At 70.5% G+C, this 19,709-nt stretch carries 18 protein-coding genes; 13 read left to right on the plus strand and 5 right to left on the minus strand.

Annotated features, from left to right (window positions below):
- The first annotated feature begins 341 nt into the window (after positions 1 to 341).
- From gap to ACWGJ5_RS40370, 8 genes are all read left to right on the plus strand, one after another.
- Positions 342 to 1,349, plus strand: coding sequence for a type I glyceraldehyde-3-phosphate dehydrogenase (gap, locus tag ACWGJ5_RS40335; RefSeq protein ID WP_069781521.1), 1,008 nt, complete (start codon positions 342 to 344; stop codon positions 1,347 to 1,349).
- A gap of 144 nt (positions 1,350 to 1,493) precedes the next feature.
- The gene (locus tag ACWGJ5_RS40340) at positions 1,494 to 2,705 is read left to right on the plus strand and encodes a phosphoglycerate kinase (RefSeq protein ID WP_453314590.1); all 1,212 of its coding nucleotides are present in this window, start codon (positions 1,494 to 1,496) and stop codon (positions 2,703 to 2,705) included.
- 3 nt (positions 2,706 to 2,708) lie between these two features.
- Positions 2,709 to 3,485: a triose-phosphate isomerase gene (gene tpiA, locus ACWGJ5_RS40345; RefSeq protein ID WP_453314591.1), complete on the plus strand. Its 777-nt coding sequence runs from the start codon at positions 2,709 to 2,711 to the stop codon at positions 3,483 to 3,485.
- 108 nt (positions 3,486 to 3,593) lie between these two features.
- The gene (secG, locus tag ACWGJ5_RS40350; protein WP_453314592.1) at positions 3,594 to 3,830 is read left to right on the plus strand and encodes a preprotein translocase subunit SecG; all 237 of its coding nucleotides are present in this window, start codon (positions 3,594 to 3,596) and stop codon (positions 3,828 to 3,830) included.
- Positions 3,831 to 4,063: 233 nt separating this feature from the next.
- Entirely contained in the window at positions 4,064 to 4,399 is a 336-nt protein-coding gene (locus tag ACWGJ5_RS40355; RefSeq protein ID WP_003976875.1) for an RNA polymerase-binding protein RbpA, read from the plus strand.
- Between the two features lie 129 nt (positions 4,400 to 4,528).
- Positions 4,529 to 5,791 (plus strand): MFS transporter, encoded by a 1,263-nt coding sequence (locus ACWGJ5_RS40360; RefSeq protein ID WP_453314593.1) that lies wholly within the window; start codon positions 4,529 to 4,531, stop codon positions 5,789 to 5,791.
- Positions 5,792 to 5,843: 52 nt separating this feature from the next.
- Positions 5,844 to 7,532, plus strand: coding sequence for a glucose-6-phosphate isomerase (gene pgi, locus ACWGJ5_RS40365; RefSeq protein WP_453314594.1), 1,689 nt, complete (start codon positions 5,844 to 5,846; stop codon positions 7,530 to 7,532).
- A 110-nt stretch (positions 7,533 to 7,642) separates the two neighbouring features.
- On the plus strand, positions 7,643 to 8,428 hold the full coding sequence (locus tag ACWGJ5_RS40370) for a hypothetical protein (RefSeq protein WP_453314595.1): 786 nt from the start codon (positions 7,643 to 7,645) through the stop codon (positions 8,426 to 8,428).
- Positions 8,429 to 8,446: 18 nt separating this feature from the next.
- Here ACWGJ5_RS40370 and ACWGJ5_RS40375 read toward each other — a convergent pair whose 3' ends face one another.
- Genes ACWGJ5_RS40375 through ACWGJ5_RS40385 form a run of 3 tightly spaced genes read right to left on the minus strand, consistent with a single transcriptional unit; the run spans position 8,447 to position 12,005 of the window.
- Complete coding sequence (locus tag ACWGJ5_RS40375) at positions 8,447 to 10,747, minus strand: ABC transporter permease (protein WP_453314596.1); 2,301 nt, start codon at positions 10,745 to 10,747, stop codon at positions 8,447 to 8,449.
- Between the two features lie 2 nt (positions 10,748 to 10,749).
- Entirely contained in the window at positions 10,750 to 11,502 is a 753-nt protein-coding gene (locus ACWGJ5_RS40380; protein WP_453314597.1) for an ABC transporter ATP-binding protein, read from the minus strand.
- Positions 11,499 to 12,005, minus strand: a complete 507-nt coding sequence (locus ACWGJ5_RS40385; protein ID WP_453314598.1) for a PadR family transcriptional regulator — start codon at positions 12,003 to 12,005, stop codon at positions 11,499 to 11,501. The genes ACWGJ5_RS40380 and ACWGJ5_RS40385 overlap by 4 nt, the downstream gene beginning before the upstream one ends.
- Before the next feature lie 130 nt (positions 12,006 to 12,135).
- Between ACWGJ5_RS40385 and ACWGJ5_RS40390 the strand changes: the two genes are divergently transcribed.
- The 5 genes from ACWGJ5_RS40390 to ACWGJ5_RS40410 all read left to right on the plus strand — a co-directional run bounded on the left by ACWGJ5_RS40390 (position 12,136) and on the right by ACWGJ5_RS40410 (position 18,720).
- Positions 12,136 to 13,407: an ABC transporter substrate-binding protein gene (locus ACWGJ5_RS40390; protein WP_453314599.1), complete on the plus strand. Its 1,272-nt coding sequence runs from the start codon at positions 12,136 to 12,138 to the stop codon at positions 13,405 to 13,407.
- Between the two features lie 135 nt (positions 13,408 to 13,542).
- Positions 13,543 to 15,153: a glycoside hydrolase family 13 protein gene (locus ACWGJ5_RS40395; protein ID WP_453314600.1), complete on the plus strand. Its 1,611-nt coding sequence runs from the start codon at positions 13,543 to 13,545 to the stop codon at positions 15,151 to 15,153.
- Between the two features lie 28 nt (positions 15,154 to 15,181).
- A complete protein-coding gene (locus tag ACWGJ5_RS40400) occupies positions 15,182 to 16,507 on the plus strand; it encodes an ABC transporter substrate-binding protein (protein ID WP_453314628.1) in 1,326 nt (441 codons plus the stop codon).
- A gap of 12 nt (positions 16,508 to 16,519) precedes the next feature.
- Complete coding sequence (locus tag ACWGJ5_RS40405; protein WP_453314601.1) at positions 16,520 to 17,872, plus strand: ABC transporter permease subunit; 1,353 nt, start codon at positions 16,520 to 16,522, stop codon at positions 17,870 to 17,872.
- A gap of 8 nt (positions 17,873 to 17,880) precedes the next feature.
- Complete coding sequence (locus ACWGJ5_RS40410; RefSeq protein WP_453314629.1) at positions 17,881 to 18,720, plus strand: carbohydrate ABC transporter permease; 840 nt, start codon at positions 17,881 to 17,883, stop codon at positions 18,718 to 18,720.
- A gap of 15 nt (positions 18,721 to 18,735) precedes the next feature.
- Here the strand turns inward: ACWGJ5_RS40410 and ACWGJ5_RS40415 are convergent, their stop codons facing one another.
- Both ACWGJ5_RS40415 and ACWGJ5_RS40420 read right to left on the minus strand, forming a co-directional pair.
- Complete coding sequence (locus tag ACWGJ5_RS40415) at positions 18,736 to 19,158, minus strand: hypothetical protein (RefSeq protein WP_453314602.1); 423 nt, start codon at positions 19,156 to 19,158, stop codon at positions 18,736 to 18,738.
- A gap of 56 nt (positions 19,159 to 19,214) precedes the next feature.
- The gene (locus tag ACWGJ5_RS40420; protein WP_453314603.1) at positions 19,215 to 19,709 is read right to left on the minus strand and encodes a lamin tail domain-containing protein; all 495 of its coding nucleotides are present in this window, start codon (positions 19,707 to 19,709) and stop codon (positions 19,215 to 19,217) included.

The raw sequence follows: 19,709 nt of genomic DNA on the forward strand, positions 1-19,709 counted from the left end.
GGCGCCACGTTGACAGATCCCGCTCACCTTGTTCCAACAGGTGAGCGGGAGCCCTCTCAACGGTGCGCGGAAGGGGCTCTGATCAAGTGAGCCGACCCGCTCACGAACGAGTGAAGACGACGCAAAAACCGCCCGGCATTCCGTACTAAATACGAGTGAATCCACTGCCGTTCCGGCACGGTCCGTACCCCTACTGGCGGGTACGGACTGCCTGCCCGTGTATGGGCCATCTCGATGTCACCCCGGGGCCCTCCGGGAGGTAGGGTCGGTGGTGGTCGGGGACATCCCAAACAGAGCTCGCCGGCACCGCATGGCCGGCGTACCAACGAGGAGATCGGTTCGTGACGATCCGCGTAGGCATCAACGGCTTCGGCCGCATCGGGCGTAACTACTTCCGCGCGCTGCTGGAGCAGGGGGCGGACATCGAGGTCGTGGCTGTCAACGACCTCGGTGACACCGCGACCACCGCTCACCTGCTCAAGTACGACACGATCCTGGGTCGCCTCAAGCAGGAGGTCTCCCACACCGCCGACACCATCACCGTGGACGGCCACACCATCAAGGTGCTGTCCGAGCGCAACCCGGCCGACATCCCCTGGGGCGAGCTGGGCGTCGACATCGTCATCGAGTCGACCGGCATCTTCACCAAGAAGGAAGACGCCGCCAAGCACATCGCCGGCGGCGCGAAGAAGGTCCTCATCTCGGCCCCGGCCAAGGACGAGGACATCACCATCGTGATGGGCGTCAACCAGGACAAGTACGACCCGGCGAACCACCACGTCATCTCCAACGCCTCCTGCACCACCAACTGTGTGGCCCCGATGGCGAAGGTCCTCGACGAGAACTTCGGCATCGTCAAGGGTCTGATGACCACGGTGCACGCGTACACGAACGACCAGCGCATCCTGGACTTCCCGCACAAGGACCTGCGCCGCGCCCGTGCCGCCGCCGAGAACATCATCCCGACCACCACCGGTGCCGCGAAGGCCACCGCGCTGGTCCTGCCCCAGCTCAAGGGCAAGCTGGACGGCATCGCCATGCGCGTCCCGGTCCCGACCGGCTCGGTCACCGACCTGGTCGTGGAGCTCGGCCGCGAGGTCACCAAGGAAGAGGTCAACGCCGCCTTCCAGAAGGCCGCCGAGGGCGAGCTGAAGGGCCTGCTCGACTACACCGAGGACCCGATCGTCTCCTCGGACATCGTCAACGCCCCGGCTTCCTGCACCTTCGACTCCTCCCTGACCATGGTCCAGGAGGGCAAGAACGTGAAGGTCATCGGCTGGTACGACAACGAGTGGGGCTACTCCAACCGCCTCGTGGACCTCACGGTCTTCGTCGGCAACCAGCTCTGATCGCCGAAGATCGCAGCAGCAGGACCTTGAAGTGAGAGCAGGGCTCGGGCAGCGCACCGCCGCGCTGTCCGGGCCCTGTCTCGCGTACGGACCACGTCCTTTTACGATCAGGTGCACCACGAGCCCTCCTTTGGAGTCCACTCAATGAAGACGATCGACGAACTTCTCGCCGCCGGCGTGAGCGGCAAGCGGGTCTTCGTCCGCGCCGACCTCAACGTGCCGCTGGAGAGCGGCACCATCACCGACGACGGACGCATCCGTGCCGTCCTGCCCACCGTCAAAGCCCTCGCGGACGCGGGCGCCAAGGTGGTCGTCGCCTCGCACCTGGGCCGCCCCAAGGGCGCCCCGGACCCGGCCTTCTCCCTCGCGCCGGCCGCCTCCCGCCTGGGTGAACTCCTCGGCTCCGCCGTGGCCTTCGCGACCGACACCGTCGGCCGGTCCGCCCAGGACACGGTCGCGGGCCTCACCGACGGCCATGTCGCCGTCCTGGAGAACCTCCGCTTCAACCCCGGCGAGACCAGCAAGGACGACACCGAGCGCGGCCGGTTCGCCGACCAGCTCACCGCTCTGGCCGACGTCTACGTCGGCGACGGCTTCGGCGCGGTCCACCGCAAGCACGCCTCCGTGTACGACCTCCCGGCCCGGCTGCCGCACTACGCCGGCTACCTCATCGCCACCGAGGTCGGCGTCCTGAAGCAGCTCACCGAGGACGTCAAGCGCCCTTACGTCGTCGCGCTCGGCGGTGCCAAGGTCTCCGACAAGCTCGCCGTCATCGACCAGCTGCTCGGCAAGGCCGACCGCCTGCTCATCGGCGGCGGCATGGCCTACACCTTCCTCAAGGCCAAGGGCTACGAGGTCGGCATCTCCCTCCTGCAGGAGGACCAGGTCCCGGTCGTCACGGAGTACATGGAGCGCGCCGAGAAGCAGGGCGTCGAGCTGGTACTCCCCGTCGACGTCCTGGTCTCCCGGGAGTTCCCGGACCTGAAGACCAAGGCGCCCGCCGTCCACGACGTGGTCGACGCGGACAAGATCCCCGCCGACCAGGAGGGCCTGGACATCGGCCCGAAGACCCGGGAGCTGTACGCCTCGAAGCTCGCCGACGCCGCGACCGTGTTCTGGAACGGTCCCATGGGCGTCTTCGAGCACCCCGACTACGCGGGGGGCACCGCGGCGGTGGCCCAGGCCCTCCTCGACTCGGACGGCTTCACCGTCGTCGGCGGTGGTGACTCCGCCGCGGCCGTGCGTACGCTCGGCTTCGACGAGAACGCATTCGGCCACATCTCGACCGGTGGCGGCGCCTCCCTCGAATACCTCGAGGGCAAGACGCTCCCCGGCCTTGCCGCACTGGAGGACTGACCTTTGAGCACCCGCACGCCGCTGATGGCGGGCAACTGGAAGATGAACCTCAACCACCTCGAGGCCATCGCGCACGTCCAGAAGCTCGCCTTCGCCCTGGCCGACAAGGACTACGAGGCCGTCGAGGTCGCCGTCCTGCCGCCCTTCACCGACCTGCGCTCCGTGCAGACCCTGGTCGACGGCGACAAGCTCAAGATCAAGTACGGCGCCCAGGACATCTCGCAGCACGACTCCGGTGCCTACACCGGCGAGATCTCCGGCCCGATGCTGGCCAAGCTGAAGTGCACGTACGTGGTCATCGGCCACTCCGAGCGCCGCCAGTACCACAACGAGACCGACGAGCTCGTGAACGCCAAGGTCAAGGCCGCCTACAAGCACGGCCTGACCCCGATCCTGTGCGTCGGCGAGGAACTGGACGTCCGCGAGGCGGGCGACCACGTCGCCCACACCCTCGCCCAGGTCGAGGGCGGTCTGAAGGACCTCCCGGCCGAGCAGGCCGAGACCGTCGTGATCGCCTACGAGCCCGTGTGGGCCATCGGCACGGGCAAGGTCTGCGGCGCCGCGGACGCCCAGGAGGTCTGCGCCGCCGTCCGCTCCAAGATCGCCGAGCTGTACTCGCAGGACGTGGCCGACAAGGTCCGCATCCAGTACGGCGGCTCCGTGAAGTCGGGCAACGTCGCCGAGATCATGGCGCAGGCCGACATCGACGGCGCTCTGGTCGGCGGCGCCTCGCTGGACGCCGACGAGTTCGTCAAGATCGTGCGTTTCCGCGATCAGTGACGCACGCTGCGAGTAGGCGGTAGCGACGATACGTCGTACCCTTGCGGGGGCACAGCCGACGTGCTGTGCCCCCGTCGTCCATCCGAATCCGAGGAAGTTGGTCCAGCCGTGGTTCTGGGGTTCTCGATCGCCCTGATCGTCTTCAGCCTGTTGCTGATGCTGCTGGTGCTGATGCACAAGGGGAAGGGCGGCGGCCTCTCCGACATGTTCGGTGGCGGCATGCAGTCCTCCGTCGGCGGCTCCTCGGTCGCCGAGCGCAACCTGGACCGGATCACGATCGTGATCGGCCTGCTGTGGTTCGCGTGTGTCATCGCCCTCGGCATCCTGATGAAGACGAACAGCTGATACGAACAGCTGACACGCCGCGCAGCACACACATCACGCATATTCGGTACGTAAGGCCCCATGTTCGGTACGCGCTCCTGGGCGCGGCCTATCATGGGGCTTGCGTCTAGGAGCGGGGCCCTTGTAACTCCAATCACTGGACGCGCGTTGGGCCTTACGTAGACTGAGGCGCTCGCAGCGAAGCGCGAAACGCCGACTCGCTTCGCGGCACCATCACGCAGGGAGTTACGACCGTGGCAAGTGGCAACGCGATCCGAGGAAGCCGGGTCGGGGCGGGGCCGATGGGCGAGGCCGAGCGCGGCGAGTCCGCGCCGCGTCTGCGCATCTCCTTCTGGTGCTCCAACGGGCACGAGACGCAGCCCAGCTTCGCCAGCGACGCGCAGGTGCCCGAGACCTGGGACTGCCCGCGTTGCGGCTTCCCGGCCGGTCAGGACCGGGACAACCCGCCGGACCCGCCGCGCACCGAGCCGTACAAGACGCACCTCGCGTACGTACGGGAGCGGCGCAGCGACGCGGACGGCGAGGCGATCCTCGCCGAGGCGCTCGCCAAACTGCGGGGCGAGATCTAGCACTTGACACCGGCCGGGCGCTTCGAGGTGCCTGGCCGGAGCCGTATCGCTCCGCTCGGCCGACCGATTGTCAGTGGTGCCCTCTACGGTTTTTCGTGAAGGCGAAAACCGTGCGGGGGAGTTCTGACAATGGTCCAGACGGGGGAGAGGCATGCGCCGGCGTGGCGCGGGGGCTTCGGACGGTTGTGGACGGCCGCCGTGGTCTCCCGGTTCGGGGACGCCCTGAGGGGAGCCGCGCTACCGCTGCTCGCCGCGTCGCTGACCGACCGGCCCCTGCTCATCGCCTCGGTCACCGCCTGCGGGTATCTGCCCTGGATCGTCTTCGGACTGCTCGGCGGCGCGGTCGCCGATCGCGTCGACCAGCGGCGCGCGATGTGGACCGTGGACGCCGTGCGCGGGCTGCTCATGGGTTCCTTCGCGGTGGCCGTCGCCCTGGGCCACGCCTCGATCGCGCTGCTCGTCGCCCTGGCCTTCACGCTGACCACCCTCCAGACGCTGTTCGACAACGCCGCCACGGCCCTGTTGCCGGCCCTGGTGGACCGGCAGGCGCTCGGCAGTGCCAACGCCAGGCTGATGACCGGCCAGAAGATCGCCGGCGGTCTGCTGGGGGCGCCCGTCGTGCCGGTGCTGATCGCCGCCGGCGCGGCCGTCCCCTTCGCGGCCGACTCCGCCACCTTCCTCGCGGCCGCCGCGCTGGTCGCCTCCCTGCGGACCGAAGCACCCGAGCGCGCGGCCGGACCGGCGGGCAGCAGCCTGCGCGGGGAGATCGCCGCAGGACTGCGCACCCTGTGGCACGACCGGGCCCTGCGCGGGCTGTGCACCGCCACGGCGCTGTGCAACATCGGCATGGGCGCCCTGATCGCCACCCTGGTGGTCCTGGTGACCGGCTGGCTGCACGCGGGCACGGCGGGATACGCGGCGGCGACGACCGCGTACACCCTCGGCGGTCTGGCCGGCGGAGCGCTCAACCGGTGGGTCACGGCGCGGCTCGGCCCGCTGCGGACCGTGCTGCTCGCCGGCGCCGTGCAGATCGGCGCGCTCGTCGTCATGGGCTCCGTGCGCAGCCTGACCGCTCTGGTGGCCGCCCTCGCCGTGTTCGGCTGCATGGGCATGCTCTGGAACGTCAACACCACGACCCTGATGCAGCAGCGCACACCCGCCGGGCTGCTGGGCCGGGTCAGCTCCGCCTTCCGCACCCTGGCCGTCGCCGGAGCCCCGCTGGGCGCCCTGCTCGGCGGCGCAGCGGCCACGGCCTGGGGCCGCAACACGCCGGCCCTGCTGACGGCGGCCTTCTTCGTCCTGTCCGTCACCGCGCTGATACCGGCCCGCAAGCCGGACGTACCTGTTGTTGCGCCGCACGACGGCGCCACGACGGCTCGTGCCGTGCGGTGATCAATTAGGTTGGAACAGCTGGGACAGGCACGAAAGAAGGCGGAAGTCGGAAATGAACGCAGACGGCCGGACCAGGCTCAACCAGACGCCCGAATGGACCGCTCTCGCCAAGCACCGCGAGGAGCTGGCCGACACCCATCTCAGGGAGCTGTTCGCCGCCGATCCGGGGCGCGGTGAGGAGTACACGCTCCAGGTCGGCGACCTGTACCTCGACTACTCGAAGCACCTGGTCACCGACGAGACGCTGCGGCTGCTGCGCGAGCTGGCCGCCGCCACGGACGTGTTCGCCCTCAGGGACGCCATGTTCCGCGGCGAGAAGATCAACGTCACCGAGCAGCGGGCCGTGCTGCACACCGCGCTGCGCGCCCCGCGGGAGGCGGTGATCGAGGTCGACGGGGAGAACGTCGTCCCGAAGGTGCACGCCGTCCTCGACAAGATGGCCGACTTCGCCGACCGCGTCCGCTCCGGCGAGTGGACCGGCCACACCGGCAAGCGCATCAGGAACGTGGTCAACATCGGCATCGGCGGCTCCGACCTGGGCCCCGCGATGGCCTACGAGGTGCTCCGCAGCTTCACCGACCGCGCCCTGACGGTCCGCTTCGTCTCCAACGTGGACGGCGCCGACCTGCACGAGGCCACGCGGGACCTGGACCCGGCCGAGACGCTGTTCATCATCGCCTCCAAGACCTTCACCACCATCGAGACGATCACCAACGCCACCTCGGCCCGGAAGTGGCTGCTGGACGCGCTCGGTGGGGGCACCTCCCGCTCGGGCGATGCCGGGAGCGGGGGAGAGCCGGCGGTCGCCCGGCACTTCGTGGCGCTGTCCACGAACGCCGAGAAGGTGACCGAGTTCGGCATCGACCCGGAGAACATGTTCGAGTTCTGGGACTGGGTCGGCGGCCGGTACTCGTACGACTCCGCGATCGGCCTGTCCCTGATGATCGCCATCGGTCCCGACCGGTTCCGGGAGATGCTCGACGGCTTCCGGCTGGTCGACGACCACTTCCGCACCGCGCCCGCGGAGTCCAACGCGCCTTTGCTGCTGGGCCTGCTGGGCATCTGGTACGGCAACTTCCACGACGCCCAGTCGCACGCGGTGCTGCCGTACAGCCACTACCTGTCGAAGTTCACCGCCTACCTCCAGCAGCTGGACATGGAGTCCAACGGCAAGTACGTGGCGCGGGACGGCGGGCAGGTCGAGTGGCAGACCGGCCCGGTGGTATGGGGAACCCCGGGCACCAATGGGCAGCACGCCTACTACCAGCTGATCCACCAGGGCACCAAGCTCATCCCGGCGGACTTCATCGGCTTCGCCGAGCCGGTGGGCGAGCTCAGCGGTGAACTCAAGGCGCAGCACGACCTGTTGATGGCCAACTTCTTCGCCCAGACCCAGGCGCTGGCCTTCGGAAAGACTGCCGAGGAGGTCCGTGCGGAGGGCGTGCCGGAGGAGCTGGTGGCGCACAAGACCTTCCAGGGCGACCGGCCGACGACGACCGTCCTGGCGAAGGAACTGACCCCCTCCGTCCTCGGCCAGCTGGTCGCGCTCTACGAACACAAGGTGTTCGTGCAGGGCGCCGTGTGGCACATCGACTCCTTCGACCAGTGGGGCGTGGAGCTGGGCAAGGTACTGGCCAAGCGGGTTGAGCCGGCGCTCACCGAGGGCGCCGAGGTCGAGGGCCTCGACGCGTCGACGAAGGCACTCGTCGCCAAGTACCGGCAACTGCGCGGCCGTAGCTGACGGGGCGGCACACGGGAGCCGGACGCGGCCAGGCCCTTCCGGGGGACGGGCCCGCCGGTTCCCGTAGACTCCCCGACGATCATGTGCGTCACGACTCGGGGGAGTACGCGGTGGCCGCTGCGCGGGGGAGCCGTACCGGATACGCGGAGCGCGGGCGGAACTATCTCAAGGCGCATCACGCCGCCTGGGCGGTGTTCCACCCCGCGTGGATACCCGAACCGCTCGATCCGTCGGTGGAGCAGCTCAAGCGGATCCGCGTCGCCGCCGGCACCGTCGCAGCGGTCGGTGTCTACACCTTCGTCGAGGGCGGCTTCGCACCCGAGGAGATGCTCCAGAACCTGCTGATCGCCTCGGGCGTCCTGCTGTTCGTCACCCCGCTCACCGTCGGCGTGATGCTCTGGATGTGGCGGCGCACCGGCAGCCTGCGCCCGCTGCGCCCCGCGCTGCTGAGGGCCCTGGGGCTGTTGCTGACCTTCGTGGGCTCGGTCGTCACGACCGTCCTGTTGCTGCAGAACGCCAATGCCCTGGCCGGCGGCCTGCTGATCATCCCGGTGAGCCTGGTGACGCTGTGGATGGTCTGGTTCGTCGGCGCCGGAGCCCTCCGGATCAACGGGAACTTCTTCGGCACGGCGGCCGTGCACCCCTGTCTCCCGCCGCTGCTGGCCACCGTCACCAGCTGGCTGATGGCCCTGCCCGACCTCCTCACCGGTGACCTGCACGGCCTAGGACTGATGCTGGGCATCGTGTTCATCCTCGGCGCCCCCGTGACGGTCACGGCCATCGCGCTGTACGAGATGGCCCTGCTCAAGCGGAGACACGGCATCCGGCTGACCGCCCACCCGGCACCGGGCGCACCCCGGGGGCCGTACAACAGCCGCCATCCGTACGGCCGTTGAGCTCCTCGGGAGCTCCGGTCAGGCCACCGCGCTCAGCGTGTCCGCGAGGCGGCTGCGGGCCGCGCGGGCCGCGGGCAGCGCCGCCAGCGCGGCCGCCCCGAGCACGGCGGCGGCGCCCAGTGCGAGCAGCAGCCCGGGTGAGGGGGTCTGGGCGATCCCGGCGCCGATGCCGCTGGAGCTGCCCTGGGCGTCGATCAGCCGGCGGCCCAGCGGCAGTCCCAGCGCCGTGCCGGCGATCACCGCGGCCAGGGCCGTGCAGCTCGCCGCCGTGACGGTGATCGCGGTGATCTGCCGCGGCGACATGCCGATCGCCTTCAGCGCCAGCACGTCCCGCTCGCTCTCGCGGACGCTGCCCCCGATGGCGGTGAGCAGCTCGACCAGCCCGATCAGGGCCAGTACGGCGATCAGCCCGGCGACGACCGCGCGCAGCGGGGACAGGCCGTCGGCCGGGTTCGTCGCCGTGTGCACGTCGAGGTGGCCGTGGCCGGCCCGGGCCAGTGCGGCGGCCACGCGCTGCGGCTCGGTGCCGGGGCGCAGGCGCAGCTCGTAGAAGGCGGGGGTCAGCCCGGGGTCGTTCTCGCGGAGGGTGTCCAGGGAGGTGGTCACGACCCGGCCGGCGTTCTGCGGCTCGATGCTGCGGCCCACGATGTGCAGGATCTGCGGCCGGTCGCCCACCGTCATGCGCACCCAGTCACCGACCCGGGCGTGCAGCAGGTCCAGCAGGCCCTGTCCGGCCACCGCCTCGTCGGGTCCCTGTGCGGCCCGGCCCTCGGCGAGGGCGTAGGGGTAGGGCTCGGCGCGGGTGCCGACGCCGCGCAGCGCGATGGTGCCGGTCTGGCCGGGGACCAGCGCGGCGACCTCGACCCCGGGATAGGCGGCGGCGACCCGATGATCGCCGGTGAGCAGGGCCCGTACGGCGGACGTGTCCATGGCACCGTCGGAGCGGACCGACAGGGACGTCGGCAGACCCATGCGGTCCGGGCTGTTGTGGAAGCGGTCGATCGTGGTCCAGGCGCTGAGCGCCACCACGATGAGCAGCAGCGGCAGCGTCAGCCGGGCCACGGTGGCCAGCGACCGGCCGCGCCCCGCGAACGCCTTGTGACAGCCGAGGACCAGCGCGGCCGGCAGCCGCAGCCCGAGCGCCTGCCGGGCAAGGCCGGTCAGCCGCCCGCCGGCCGCTGTGGTCCGGCGCGGCACCGGAACCGGTGGCACCCGCCCGGCCCGCCACGCCGCGAGCCCCGTGGTCAGGCCGATGAACAGCACCGCACCCACGGGCACCACGAAGAGGGCCACGGTGTGCCCGGGCAGCCCCTGCCACAGGCCCACGGCGTCACCGAGCCGGCCGGGGATCGTTCTGCCCAGGGTCTGGGTGAGCGCCGCGGCGGCCACCGAGCCGAGCAGCGCGTACGCCAGATGCTGGAGCAGGAAGATCCGGACGACCTGGCCGGGTGTGAAGCCGATCGCCTTCAGCACCGAGATGTCCCGCAGATGCCCCCGGATGCGGGTGGCGATCGCCCCGTGCACGGCGAACCCGGCGGCGATCAGGGCGCCCAGACCGAACAGGCCGAGCACCTGGCCCAGCAGCCGGTTGTCACCCTGGGCCGCGGCGCGCGCCTGCTGCCAGGTGGAGACCTCGCCGACCGCGCCCGCGCCCAGCACCGTGACGGCCCGCTGCACCGCGTAGTCCGTGTCGCCCGGGTCGGCGAGGCGCAGCCCGATCACCTGGCCGCCCGGAGCGTGCACGGCGGAGGGCAGGGCCCACACCAGGCCCGGCTGCTCGCCCGGGCTGTAGTGGGGTTCGGCACTGTCCGCGATGCCCTCGACGGTCAGGGAGCGGGCGGTACCGGGCAGGGTGAGGGTGTCCCCGGGCTCGGCCAGCAGCGCCCGGGCCAGGCTGCTCTCGAGCACCACGCCGCCCGGTTCGGCCGGATCCAGCCAGTGCCCGGCGGCGAGCAGCGGCCGGCCGACGGAGGGCAGCTGCGGGGTGCCGCGCAGTTCGACGGAGGCGCGGGTGCCGCGTACGGCGACGGTGGCGGACTCGGTGCGGAAGGGGCCGGCCACGGACTCGACACCGCCCAGCCGGGACAGCCCGCGGGCGTCGGCCGACGGCACGGTGTGGATCCACACATGCGCCCCGCGGGCCTGTGTGAAGACGCGCTGCCAGGGGTTGGTCGCGTACCCGAACAGGGCGGTGGCCAGCAGCAGCGAGACGACGATCCCGGCGGTGGCCAGCACGAGGAACAGCGCCTCGCCACGGTGGGTGCGCAGATCGGAGTGCGCCCAGCGCAGGGTGGCTCGTACGTCCCGGAGATCCAGCACCGTCAGTCCCTCAGCTCCAGCACACCGGAGATGCCGCCGCGCCGGGGCGGCGGGGTGCCGTCCAGGGCGGCGTCGTCGGCTATCCGGCCGTCGAAGAAGCTGATCACGCGGTCGGCGGCGCTCGCCAGCCGGGCGTCATGCGTCACCAGCACGATCGTCTGGCCGCGTCCGTGGAAGCGGGACAGCAGCCGCATGACCTCGCGGGTGCCCTTGCTGTCCAGGCTGCCGGCGGGTTCGTCGGCCAGCAGCAGCGGGGGATGGTTGACCAGGGCCCGGGCGAGCGCGACCCGCTGCTGTTCGCCGCCGGACAGCTCGCCCGGCATGCTGCGCTCCTTGCCCGTGAGTCCCAGCTCGGCCAGCAGCTCCTCGCGCTCGGCGCGGGCCTTCTTCGGCGGGACGCCGGCGAGCAGGGCGGGCAGTTCGACGTTGTCGGCGACCGACAGGTTCGACACCAGGTTGAAGAACTGGAACACGATCCCGATGGCCTTGCGGCGTTCCACCGCCCAGCGCGCCTCGCCGAAGGAGTCCGTGCACCGGCCGTCCAGCCAGATGCTGCCCTCGTCCGGCCGCTGGAGCCCGCCGAGCAGATGCAGCAGGGTCGACTTGCCGGCCCCGGACGGACCGGTGATCGCCACGAACTCGCCCCGGAGCACGCTCAGGTCGACCCCGCGGACGGCGTGCGCGGGGGCGCCCTCGCCGTGGTGGGTCTTCACCAGCCCCTGGGCCCGGAGCACCGGAACCTGGTCCTCGCTCATTCCAGTTCCTCCTGGCACCGCTCCAGCCAGTCGAGGTCGGCCTGCAGGTGCAGCATCGCGCCCTCGATGAGCAGCAGGGCGACGCGGTTGTCGCGGTTCTCGGCCGCGGCCAGCTTCGACAGGTTGCGCATGGTGTTCAGGTACTGGCGCCGCTGCCTGTTGATGAGGGCGATCTGGTCGGTGAGACCGGTCTGCGGGGCGAGGGCGAGTTTCATGAAGAACTCGTCCCGCACCCGCGGCTCGTCCTCGGTCTCCTCGAACCAGGCGTGCAGCGCCTCGCGCCCGGCGTCGGTGAGGTGGTAGACCTTCTTGTTGGGCCGGCTGGACTGTTCGACGTCCTCGCCCTCGATCAGTCCCGACTTCTCGAGGCGGCCGAGGGTGACGTATATCTGGCCGACGTTGGGCTGAGGGTACGCGGAGCCCAGCAGTTGCTCAAGGTCCTGCTTGAGCTCGTAGCCGTGGGCCGGGCCGCGGGCGAGGAGTGCCAGGAGGGGCAGGCGCACTCGTGCTGTCCTCCTGTCCTCTCACAATGTGCTCCAGGCCCTAGTATCGCCCATACCTAACAGGTATACATGGCCTCTGACTCCCGGGCGAGGGTGCCCGGAGCCGTGTGTACGTGTCAGGGAGGAACCTATGCGGTGGATACGCGCCGCCGGTAGGGGCCTCCTCGTTCTCGCCGTGATCCTCACCGGGTACGTCGCCTCCGGCGCGCACGCCGACGAGGACGCGGGCGACGGCCGCGGCCCGCTCACCCTGGCCACCGCAGGCGACCTCACGGGCTATCTCGCCCCGCTGCTCCAGGGCTGGAACCGCACCCATCCCGGCGAGAAGGTCACCCTCGTCGAGCTGCCCGACTCCGCCGACGAGACCCATGCGCAGATGACCACCGACCTGCGCGGCGGCGACCGGGGCCGGTTCGACGTCCTCAACATCGACGTCAACTGGACCTCGGAGTTCGCCGCGGCAGGCTGGATCCGCCCACTGCCGCCGGACCGCTTCCCGCTGACGAGCTTCCTGCCGCCGGTCGTGGACACGGCCACCTACGACGGCCGGCTGTACGCCGTCCCGTACGTCACGAATGCCGGACTTCTCCTGTATCGCAAGGACATCCTCGCGAAAGAGGGCGTGCCGCCGCCGCGCACCTGGGCCGAGCTGGAGCACGATGCGAAGACCATCGCGCCGAAGTACGGACTCGGCGGTTACGCGGGCCAGTTCCTGCCCTACGAGGGTCTCACCGTGAACGCGGCCGAGGCCGTCTACTCGGCGGGCGGCACGATCCTCGGCGACGAGGGCACCCGGGTCACCGTCGACTCCTCCGCCGCCCGCGAGGGCATCGGCTTCCTCGCCCGCGGCGTCCGCGAGGGCTGGATACCGAAGGCCGCGCTGACGTACAAGGAGGAGGAGTCCAAGCAGGCCTTCCAGGACGGCAGGCTGCTCTTCCTGCGCAACTGGCCCTACGCCTACGCCGTCGCCTCCGCCAGGGGCTCCAAGGTCGCCGGGAAGATCGGCGCCGTACCGCTGCCCGGACCCGACGGACCGGGGACCAGCGTGCTCGGCGGCTCCAACCTCGCCGTCAACTCCCATACGGCGCACCCCGATTCGGCCGCCCGGCTGATCGCCTACCTCACCAGCGCGCCCGTCCAGCGCCAGGTGCTCACCCGGGGCGCGCTGCCTCCCGTACGCGCCGCGCTCTACGAGGACCCCGGACTCGTACGGCGGTTCCCCTATCTGCCGACCCTGCGCACCGCCGTGCTCACCGCCCGGCCGCGCCCCAAGAGTCCGCACTACGACCAGGTCAGCCTGGTGGTGCAGGCCGTGATGCAGGATGCGCTCAGCGGGCGGGAGACGCCCGAGCAGGCCGTGCGCAGGCTCGCGCGCGAGCTCGACGCGATCGCCCGCCGATAGTTACTTGTTAAGTAACGCGCAGATCTCATCTCGGCGCGCGATGCCCGGTTAAGTCCGATTTTGCGCCCTCAACTCACCAGTAGCTTCCGTTCTTTTCGTTGACACCCTCACGACACGCCTACCTAACATGCATGCATGCTGAGTAAGTGCCACTGGTGGCGTGACGCGGTGATCTACCAGGTCTACGTCCGCAGCTTTCTCGACAGCACCGGCGACGGAGTCGGCGATCTGGCCGGCGTCCGGGCCGGGCTGCCGTACCTGAAGAAGCTGGGCGTCGACGGGATCTGGCTGAGCCCGTTCTATCCCTCGCCGCAGCACGACCACGGCTACGACGTGGCCGACTACTGCGGGGTCGACCCGCTCTTCGGCGACCTCGCCGAGTTCGACCTGCTGATGGCCGCCGCGCACCGGCTCGGCATCAAGGTGCTCCTGGACATCGTCCCCAACCACTGCTCCAGCGAGCACCCGTGGTTCCGTGAGGCGCTGGACGGCGCGCCCGGCAGCCCGGCCCGCGCCCGCTTCCACTTCGCCGACGGCCGCGGTCCGGACGGCGGCGAGCCGCCCAACAACTGGCACGCCATGTTCGGCGGCCCCGCCTGGACCAGGGTCGCCGACGGCCAGTGGTACCTGCACATGTTCACGCCCGAGCAGCCCGACTGGAACTGGCGCACCCCCGAGGTCGCCGCCGAGTTCGACCGCGTCCTGCGCTTCTGGCTGGACCGGGGCGTCGACGGCTTCCGCATCGACGTCGCCGCCGGCCTCTACAAGCACCCCGCACTGCCCGACTCCGACGACCCCGAGGCCGACGCCCGCACCCGCGACTCGGTCAACCCGCTCGCCTGGAACCAGCCCGAGGTGCACGAGGTGTGGCGGCAGTGGCGCGCGACATGTGAGGAGTACACCGCACGCGACGGCCGCGAACGCCTCCTCGTCGGCGAGGTCTCCGTCCCCACCGCCCGCGAACACGCCCTGTACGTCCGCCCCGACGAACTGCACCAGGCCTTCTTCTTCGACCTGCTCGGCGCCCCCTGGGACGCCGACGCCTTCCGCAAGGTCATCTCCGAGGCCATGCAGGACATCGCCGGCACCGGCTCCACGGTCACCTGGGTCCTCAACAACCACGACCAGGTCCGCACCGTCACCCGCTACGGCGAACCCGCCCCCGAGGGCAGCGGCCTCGGCGCCGCCCGTGCCCGCGCCGCCGCGCTGCTGATGCTGGCGCTGCCCGGAGCCGCGTACATCTACCAGGGCGAGGAACTCGGTCTGCCCGAGGTCGTCGACCTGCCCGACGACGTCCTCACCGACCCCATATTCCGCCGCACCGGAAGCCGTGCCCGCATCCGGGACGGCTGCCGGGTGCCGCTGCCCTGGTCCGGGCAGGCCTCCCCGTTCGGCTTCACCTCCGGCGTCGACGGTGTGAAGCCCTGGCTGCCGCAGCCGGAGTACTTCGCCGAGTACGCCACCGACCGCGCCCTCGCCGACACCCGCTCCTTCTGGCACCTGTACCGCGACGGCCTCCAACTACGCGCCACCCTGCCCCAGTTGGGCGAGGGCACGCTCCACTGGCTGGACGCCGCGCCCGGCGTCCTCGCCTTCACCCGCGGCGACGGCCTGGTCTGCGCCGTCAACTTCGGTACGGCCCCCACGCCCGCCCCGGTCTCCGGCACCCCCCTGCTCTCCAGCGGCCCCTGTCCGGCGGGCGTCCTGCCCGGCGCCACGGCCGCCTGGTGGCTCACCGACCTGTGATCAACCGCCTCTCGAAGGGACATCGATGATGATGCGACGACGTACCACCCTGCTCACCGGCTGCACGGCCCTCGCCCTGGCGCTCGGCGCGACCGCCTGCGGCGGCGGGCCCGTCTCGGCCGGCGGCGGCGACAAGGCGCTCAGCGGCCAGACCGTCACCGTGGCCGGTGTCTGGACCGGCAGCGAGCAGAAGAACTTCCAGAAGGTCCTGGACGCGTTCACCGCGAAGACCGGCGCCAAGACGCAGTTCATCTCCACCGGCGACAACGTCTCCACCGTCGTCGGCAGCAAGATCGAGGGCGGCAACGCGCCCGACGTCGTGATGGTCCCGCAGGTCGGCGTCCTGCAGCAGTTCGCCAAGAAGGGCTGGCTCAGGCCGCTGTCCCCGACCGCCCAGCAGACGGTCACCGCCGACTACGCACCCGTGTGGACGAAGTACGGCAGCGTCGACGGCACCCTGTACGGCCTGTACTTCAAGGCCGCCCACAAGTCGACCGTCTGGTACAGCCCCGACGCGCTCACCCAGGCCGGGGTCAAGCCGCCCAAGACGTACGACGAGCTGCTGAAGGCCGGGCACACCGTCTCCGACTCCGGACTCGCCGCCTTCGCCGTCGCCGGTGAGGACGGCTGGACCCTCACCGACTGGTTCGAGAACATCTACCTCTCCCAGGCCGGACCCGAGAAGTACGACGCCCTCGCCGCGCACAAGCTGAAGTGGACCGATCCGTCCGTCGTGAAGGCGCTCACCACCCTCGGCAAGCTGTTCAAGGACAAGCAGCTCGTCGCGGGCGGCCAGAAGGAGGCCCTGAACACCGACTTCCCGAGCTCGGTGGAGAAGGTGTTCGGGCCCAAGCCCGAGGCCGGCATGGTCTTCGAGGGCGACTTCGTGGCCGGCGTCGCGCACGACCAGTTCGGCAAGGCCATCGGCAAGGACGCGAACTTCTTCCCGTTCCCGGCGGTCGACGGCGGTACGGCACCCGTCGTCAGCGGTGGTGACGCGGCCGTCGTACTGAAGGACGGCAAGAACGCCAAGGCCGGCATGAAGCTCCTGGAGTACCTGGCGAGCCCCGAGGCCGCTGCCGTGTGGGCGAAGGCGGGCGGCTTCCTGTCCCCGAACAAGAAGCTCGGCCTCGCCTCCTACAGCGACGACGTCACCCGCGCCACCGCCAAGTCCCTGATCGACGCGGGCGACTCGGTCCGCTTCGACATGTCCGACCAGGCCCCGGCTGCCTTCGGCGGCACCAAGGGCGCCGGCGAGTGGAAGCTGCTCCAGGACTTCCTGCGCGACCCGTCGGACCCGAAGGGCACCGCGGCGAAGCTGGAGTCCGCCGCGGCCCAGGCCTACCAGGGCTGACCGGAAGCGATCATGACCGCCACCACTCTTGTGAAACAGCAGGCGGGCCCGCGGGCCGCCGGCGAGGCGCGCGGGCGCCGCAGCCGGCGGCGCGCCCGGCTGATCGCCCTGCTCTTCGTCTTCCCCGCGCTGCTCCTGCTCGGCGCGCTCGTCGTCTACCCGGTGCTGTTCTCCGTCGGCCGCAGCTTCTTCGACGCCTCCGGCACCCGGTTCGTCGGCGGCGACAACTACGCCGAGATGTTCCGTGACCCGGCGACCCTGAAGGCCATCCGCAACACCGCCATCTGGGTGGTGGTGGCCCCGTCCCTGCTGACCGGCCTGGGCCTGATCCTGGCCGTCCTGGTCGAGAAGGTCCGCTGGGCCACCGCCTTCAAGCTCCTGCTCTTCATGCCGATGGCGGTGTCCTTCCTGGCCGCCGGCATCATCTTCCGGCTCGCCTACGACCAGGACCCGAACAAGGGCGTGCTGAACGCGGCCGTGGTCTCCGTCCACGACGCCTTCGAGGGCACGTCGTCGTACCCGACGGCGCGCGGCCGCGGGGGCCTGCTGACCCAGGACCACGACGGCTCCTACCGTACGACCGCCACCGCCGGCCACACGGTGACGCTGCCGATGGTCGGCGTACTGCCCAAGGACCTGCCGAAGGGAGCCGAGCCCGCTGGTGCGGCGGCCTCCCGCAAGGCCGGGCCCGGCGAACTGCGCGGTGTCGTCTACCTGGACTTCACCCCGGGCGGGGGCGGCAGGCAGGGCCAGGTCGACCCGAAGGAGAGCGGTCTGCCCGGCATGCAGGTCCAGGCGGTGCGCGACGGGCACACGGTCGCGAGCACGACCACCGCGGGCGACGGTTCCTTCCGGTTCTCCGGGCTGCGCGCGGGCTCGTACACGGTGAAACTGCCCGAGTCCAACTTCGCCCCGCCCTACCAGGGCGTGTCCTGGCTCGGCCCGACGCTGGTCACCCCGGCGATCATCGGCGCGTACCTGTGGATCTGGACCGGCTTCGCGATGGTGCTGATCGGCGCGGGCCTGTCGACTCTGCCCCGGGACGCACTGGAGGCGGCCCGGATGGACGGCGCGAACGAGTGGCAGATCTTCCGCCGGATCACCGTCCCGCTGCTGGCGCCCGTGCTCACCGTCGTCTTCGTGACCCTCGTCATCAACGTGATGAAGGTCTTCGACCTCGTCTACATCATCGCGCCCGGGCCGGTGCAGGAGGACGCCACGGTCCTCGCCACCCAGATGTGGCTCGTGTCCTTCGGCGGCGGCAACAACCAGGGCCTCGGCAGCGCGCTGGGCGTGCTGCTCCTGCTCCTGGTGATCCCGGCGATGGTCTTCAACGTCCGCCGCTTCCGAAGGAGCCAGCGATGAACTCGGCGATGAACGCGATCAGGCGGGGCCTGGGCAACGGCGTGGTGCAGGCCTTCCTGGTGGTGATCGGCCTGGTCTGGCTGACCCCGCTCGCGGGCCTGTTCGTGTCCTCCCTGCGCTCGGCGCAGGACACCGCGAAGGGCGGCTGGTGGACGGCGCTCACCAGCCCCGGCCAGCTGTCCTTCGACAACTACTCGGCTCTGCTGAAGAACTCCGGCATGACGCAGGCCTTCTGGAACACGGTCCTGATCTCGGTGCCGGCCACGGCGCTCGTCGTCGTCATCGCCGCCCTCGCCGGATACGCCTTCGCCTGGCTGGACTTCCCGCTGCGCGAGCCCCTCTTCCTGCTGGTGGTGGCCCTGTTGGTGGTGCCGGTGCAGATCGGACTGCTGCCGGTGGCCAAACTCTTCGGCGCGCTGGGCCTGTTCGGCACGATCCCCGGAGTCGTCCTCTTCCACGTGGCGTACGGGCTGCCCTTCGCCGTGTTCCTGCTCCGCAACTACTTCGCGGAGATGCCGAAGGAGATGCTGGAGGCGGCCCGGATGGACGGCGGCAGCGAGTGGCGCATCTTCACGCGGCTGGTCCTGCCGGTGGGCCGGCCCGCGATCGCCTCGCTCGCGATCTTCCAGTTCCTCTGGGTCTGGAACGACATGCTGGTGGCCCTGCTGTTCGCCGACAGCTCCTCGCAGCCGCTGACCGTGGAACTCCAGTCCCAGATCCGGCAGTTCGGCAGCAACATCGACGTCCTGGCGCCGGGTGCGTTCCTGTCCCTGATCGTGCCGGTGGTGGTGTTCTTCGCCTTCCAGCGGCACTTCGTGCAGGGCGTGATGGCGGGCTCGGTCAAGTGACCGAGCCCGCCCGGCTCACGCGTATGTCCAGCGCCAGGCGCTGCCGCTGTAGGAACACGTGATCGGCGTACCGCTCGCGGTGGTGGTCGTCGCCCCGTGGTCGCTGCTGCGGCAGAACTGTCCCGCCTGGTAGCAGTTGCCCGCGTTGGAGACGATGGAGCAGGTGCCGCCGCCGGTGCCGGTGCCGGTGTCGTCACTGCGTACGGTGCCGGAGGCGGCCTCGGTGACGGTGACGGTCGGTCCGGGCGTTCGGACGGTCTTCGTCCTGGTGACCGTCGGCCCGGGCTCGGGCCGGGCGGTCACGGTGGTCGTCGCCGTGACGGTCACGGTGGGCCGGGGCGCCGGTGCCGACGCCTTGGCCGCGCTGTCGTGCGTGGGCTGGCCACAGCCGGCCGCGCCGGCGGCCAGCAGGGCGACGCAAGCGGCCCACACCCGCATGCGTCGGTGCGGACTCCTGTACGGATTCACGGTCACTCTCCCGGGACGGTTCGGTGTCAGCCGTGGAAGGTGATGTAACCGTTGCCGTCCGGGTCGTTGCCGGACCTGGTGTAGGCGTGGGTGTCCGCGTGGGCCCCGGACGGCTTGTACAGGTAGATGGTGTCCCTGTCGTTGTTCCACATGAAGTTGCAGTTCTGGCGGTAGACGACGTTGTTCGCGTCCGAGTCGGTGCCCTTGCCGCCGCGCAGCTTCACGTAGTCGCCGGGCTCGAGGTAGTGGTTCGAGGGAAACGTGAACCGGTTCCCGGCGGCGTCCTTGACGACGTAGCCCTTGAGGTTGACGGTCGTGCTGCGCGAGTAGTTCTTGATCGTCAGGTACTCGTCGCGGGTGTTGCCCGTCCGGCAGTTGTTGGAGTCCCGCCCCGGGGCGTCGTACTGGACGCCCTTGATCTTCAGGGCGGAGGAGTACTCGGTGGCCTGGGCCGGCGCCGCGATGACGACGGCGAGCGTGCCAGCCGTGACAACGGCGGCCAGCGCGAAGCGTATACGCAT

The sequence above is a fragment of the Streptomyces sp. NPDC054783 genome, assembly GCF_053611725.1.

What these genes read in the sequence shown, in the direction of transcription:
- ACWGJ5_RS40360 (WP_453314593.1), top strand. Translation starts at nt 4,529, where the DNA reads ATGGTCCAGACGGGGGAGAGGCATGCGCCGGCGTGGCGCGGGGGCTTC.
- ACWGJ5_RS40420 (WP_453314603.1), bottom strand. Translation starts at nt 19,709, where the DNA reads ATGCGTATACGCTTCGCGCTGGCCGCCGTTGTCACGGCTGGCACGCTC.
- ACWGJ5_RS40390 (WP_453314599.1), top strand. Translation starts at nt 12,136, where the DNA reads ATGCGGTGGATACGCGCCGCCGGTAGGGGCCTCCTCGTTCTCGCCGTG.
- ACWGJ5_RS40340 (WP_453314590.1), top strand. Translation starts at nt 1,494, where the DNA reads ATGAAGACGATCGACGAACTTCTCGCCGCCGGCGTGAGCGGCAAGCGG.
- ACWGJ5_RS40395 (WP_453314600.1), top strand. Translation starts at nt 13,543, where the DNA reads ATGCTGAGTAAGTGCCACTGGTGGCGTGACGCGGTGATCTACCAGGTC.
- ACWGJ5_RS40380 (WP_453314597.1), bottom strand. Translation starts at nt 11,502, where the DNA reads ATGAGCGAGGACCAGGTTCCGGTGCTCCGGGCCCAGGGGCTGGTGAAG.
- pgi (WP_453314594.1), top strand. Translation starts at nt 5,844, where the DNA reads ATGAACGCAGACGGCCGGACCAGGCTCAACCAGACGCCCGAATGGACC.
- ACWGJ5_RS40405 (WP_453314601.1), top strand. Translation starts at nt 16,520, where the DNA reads ATGACCGCCACCACTCTTGTGAAACAGCAGGCGGGCCCGCGGGCCGCC.
- ACWGJ5_RS40400 (WP_453314628.1), top strand. Translation starts at nt 15,182, where the DNA reads ATGATGCGACGACGTACCACCCTGCTCACCGGCTGCACGGCCCTCGCC.
- ACWGJ5_RS40415 (WP_453314602.1), bottom strand. Translation starts at nt 19,158, where the DNA reads ATGCGGGTGTGGGCCGCTTGCGTCGCCCTGCTGGCCGCCGGCGCGGCC.
- ACWGJ5_RS40410 (WP_453314629.1), top strand. Translation starts at nt 17,881, where the DNA reads ATGAACGCGATCAGGCGGGGCCTGGGCAACGGCGTGGTGCAGGCCTTC.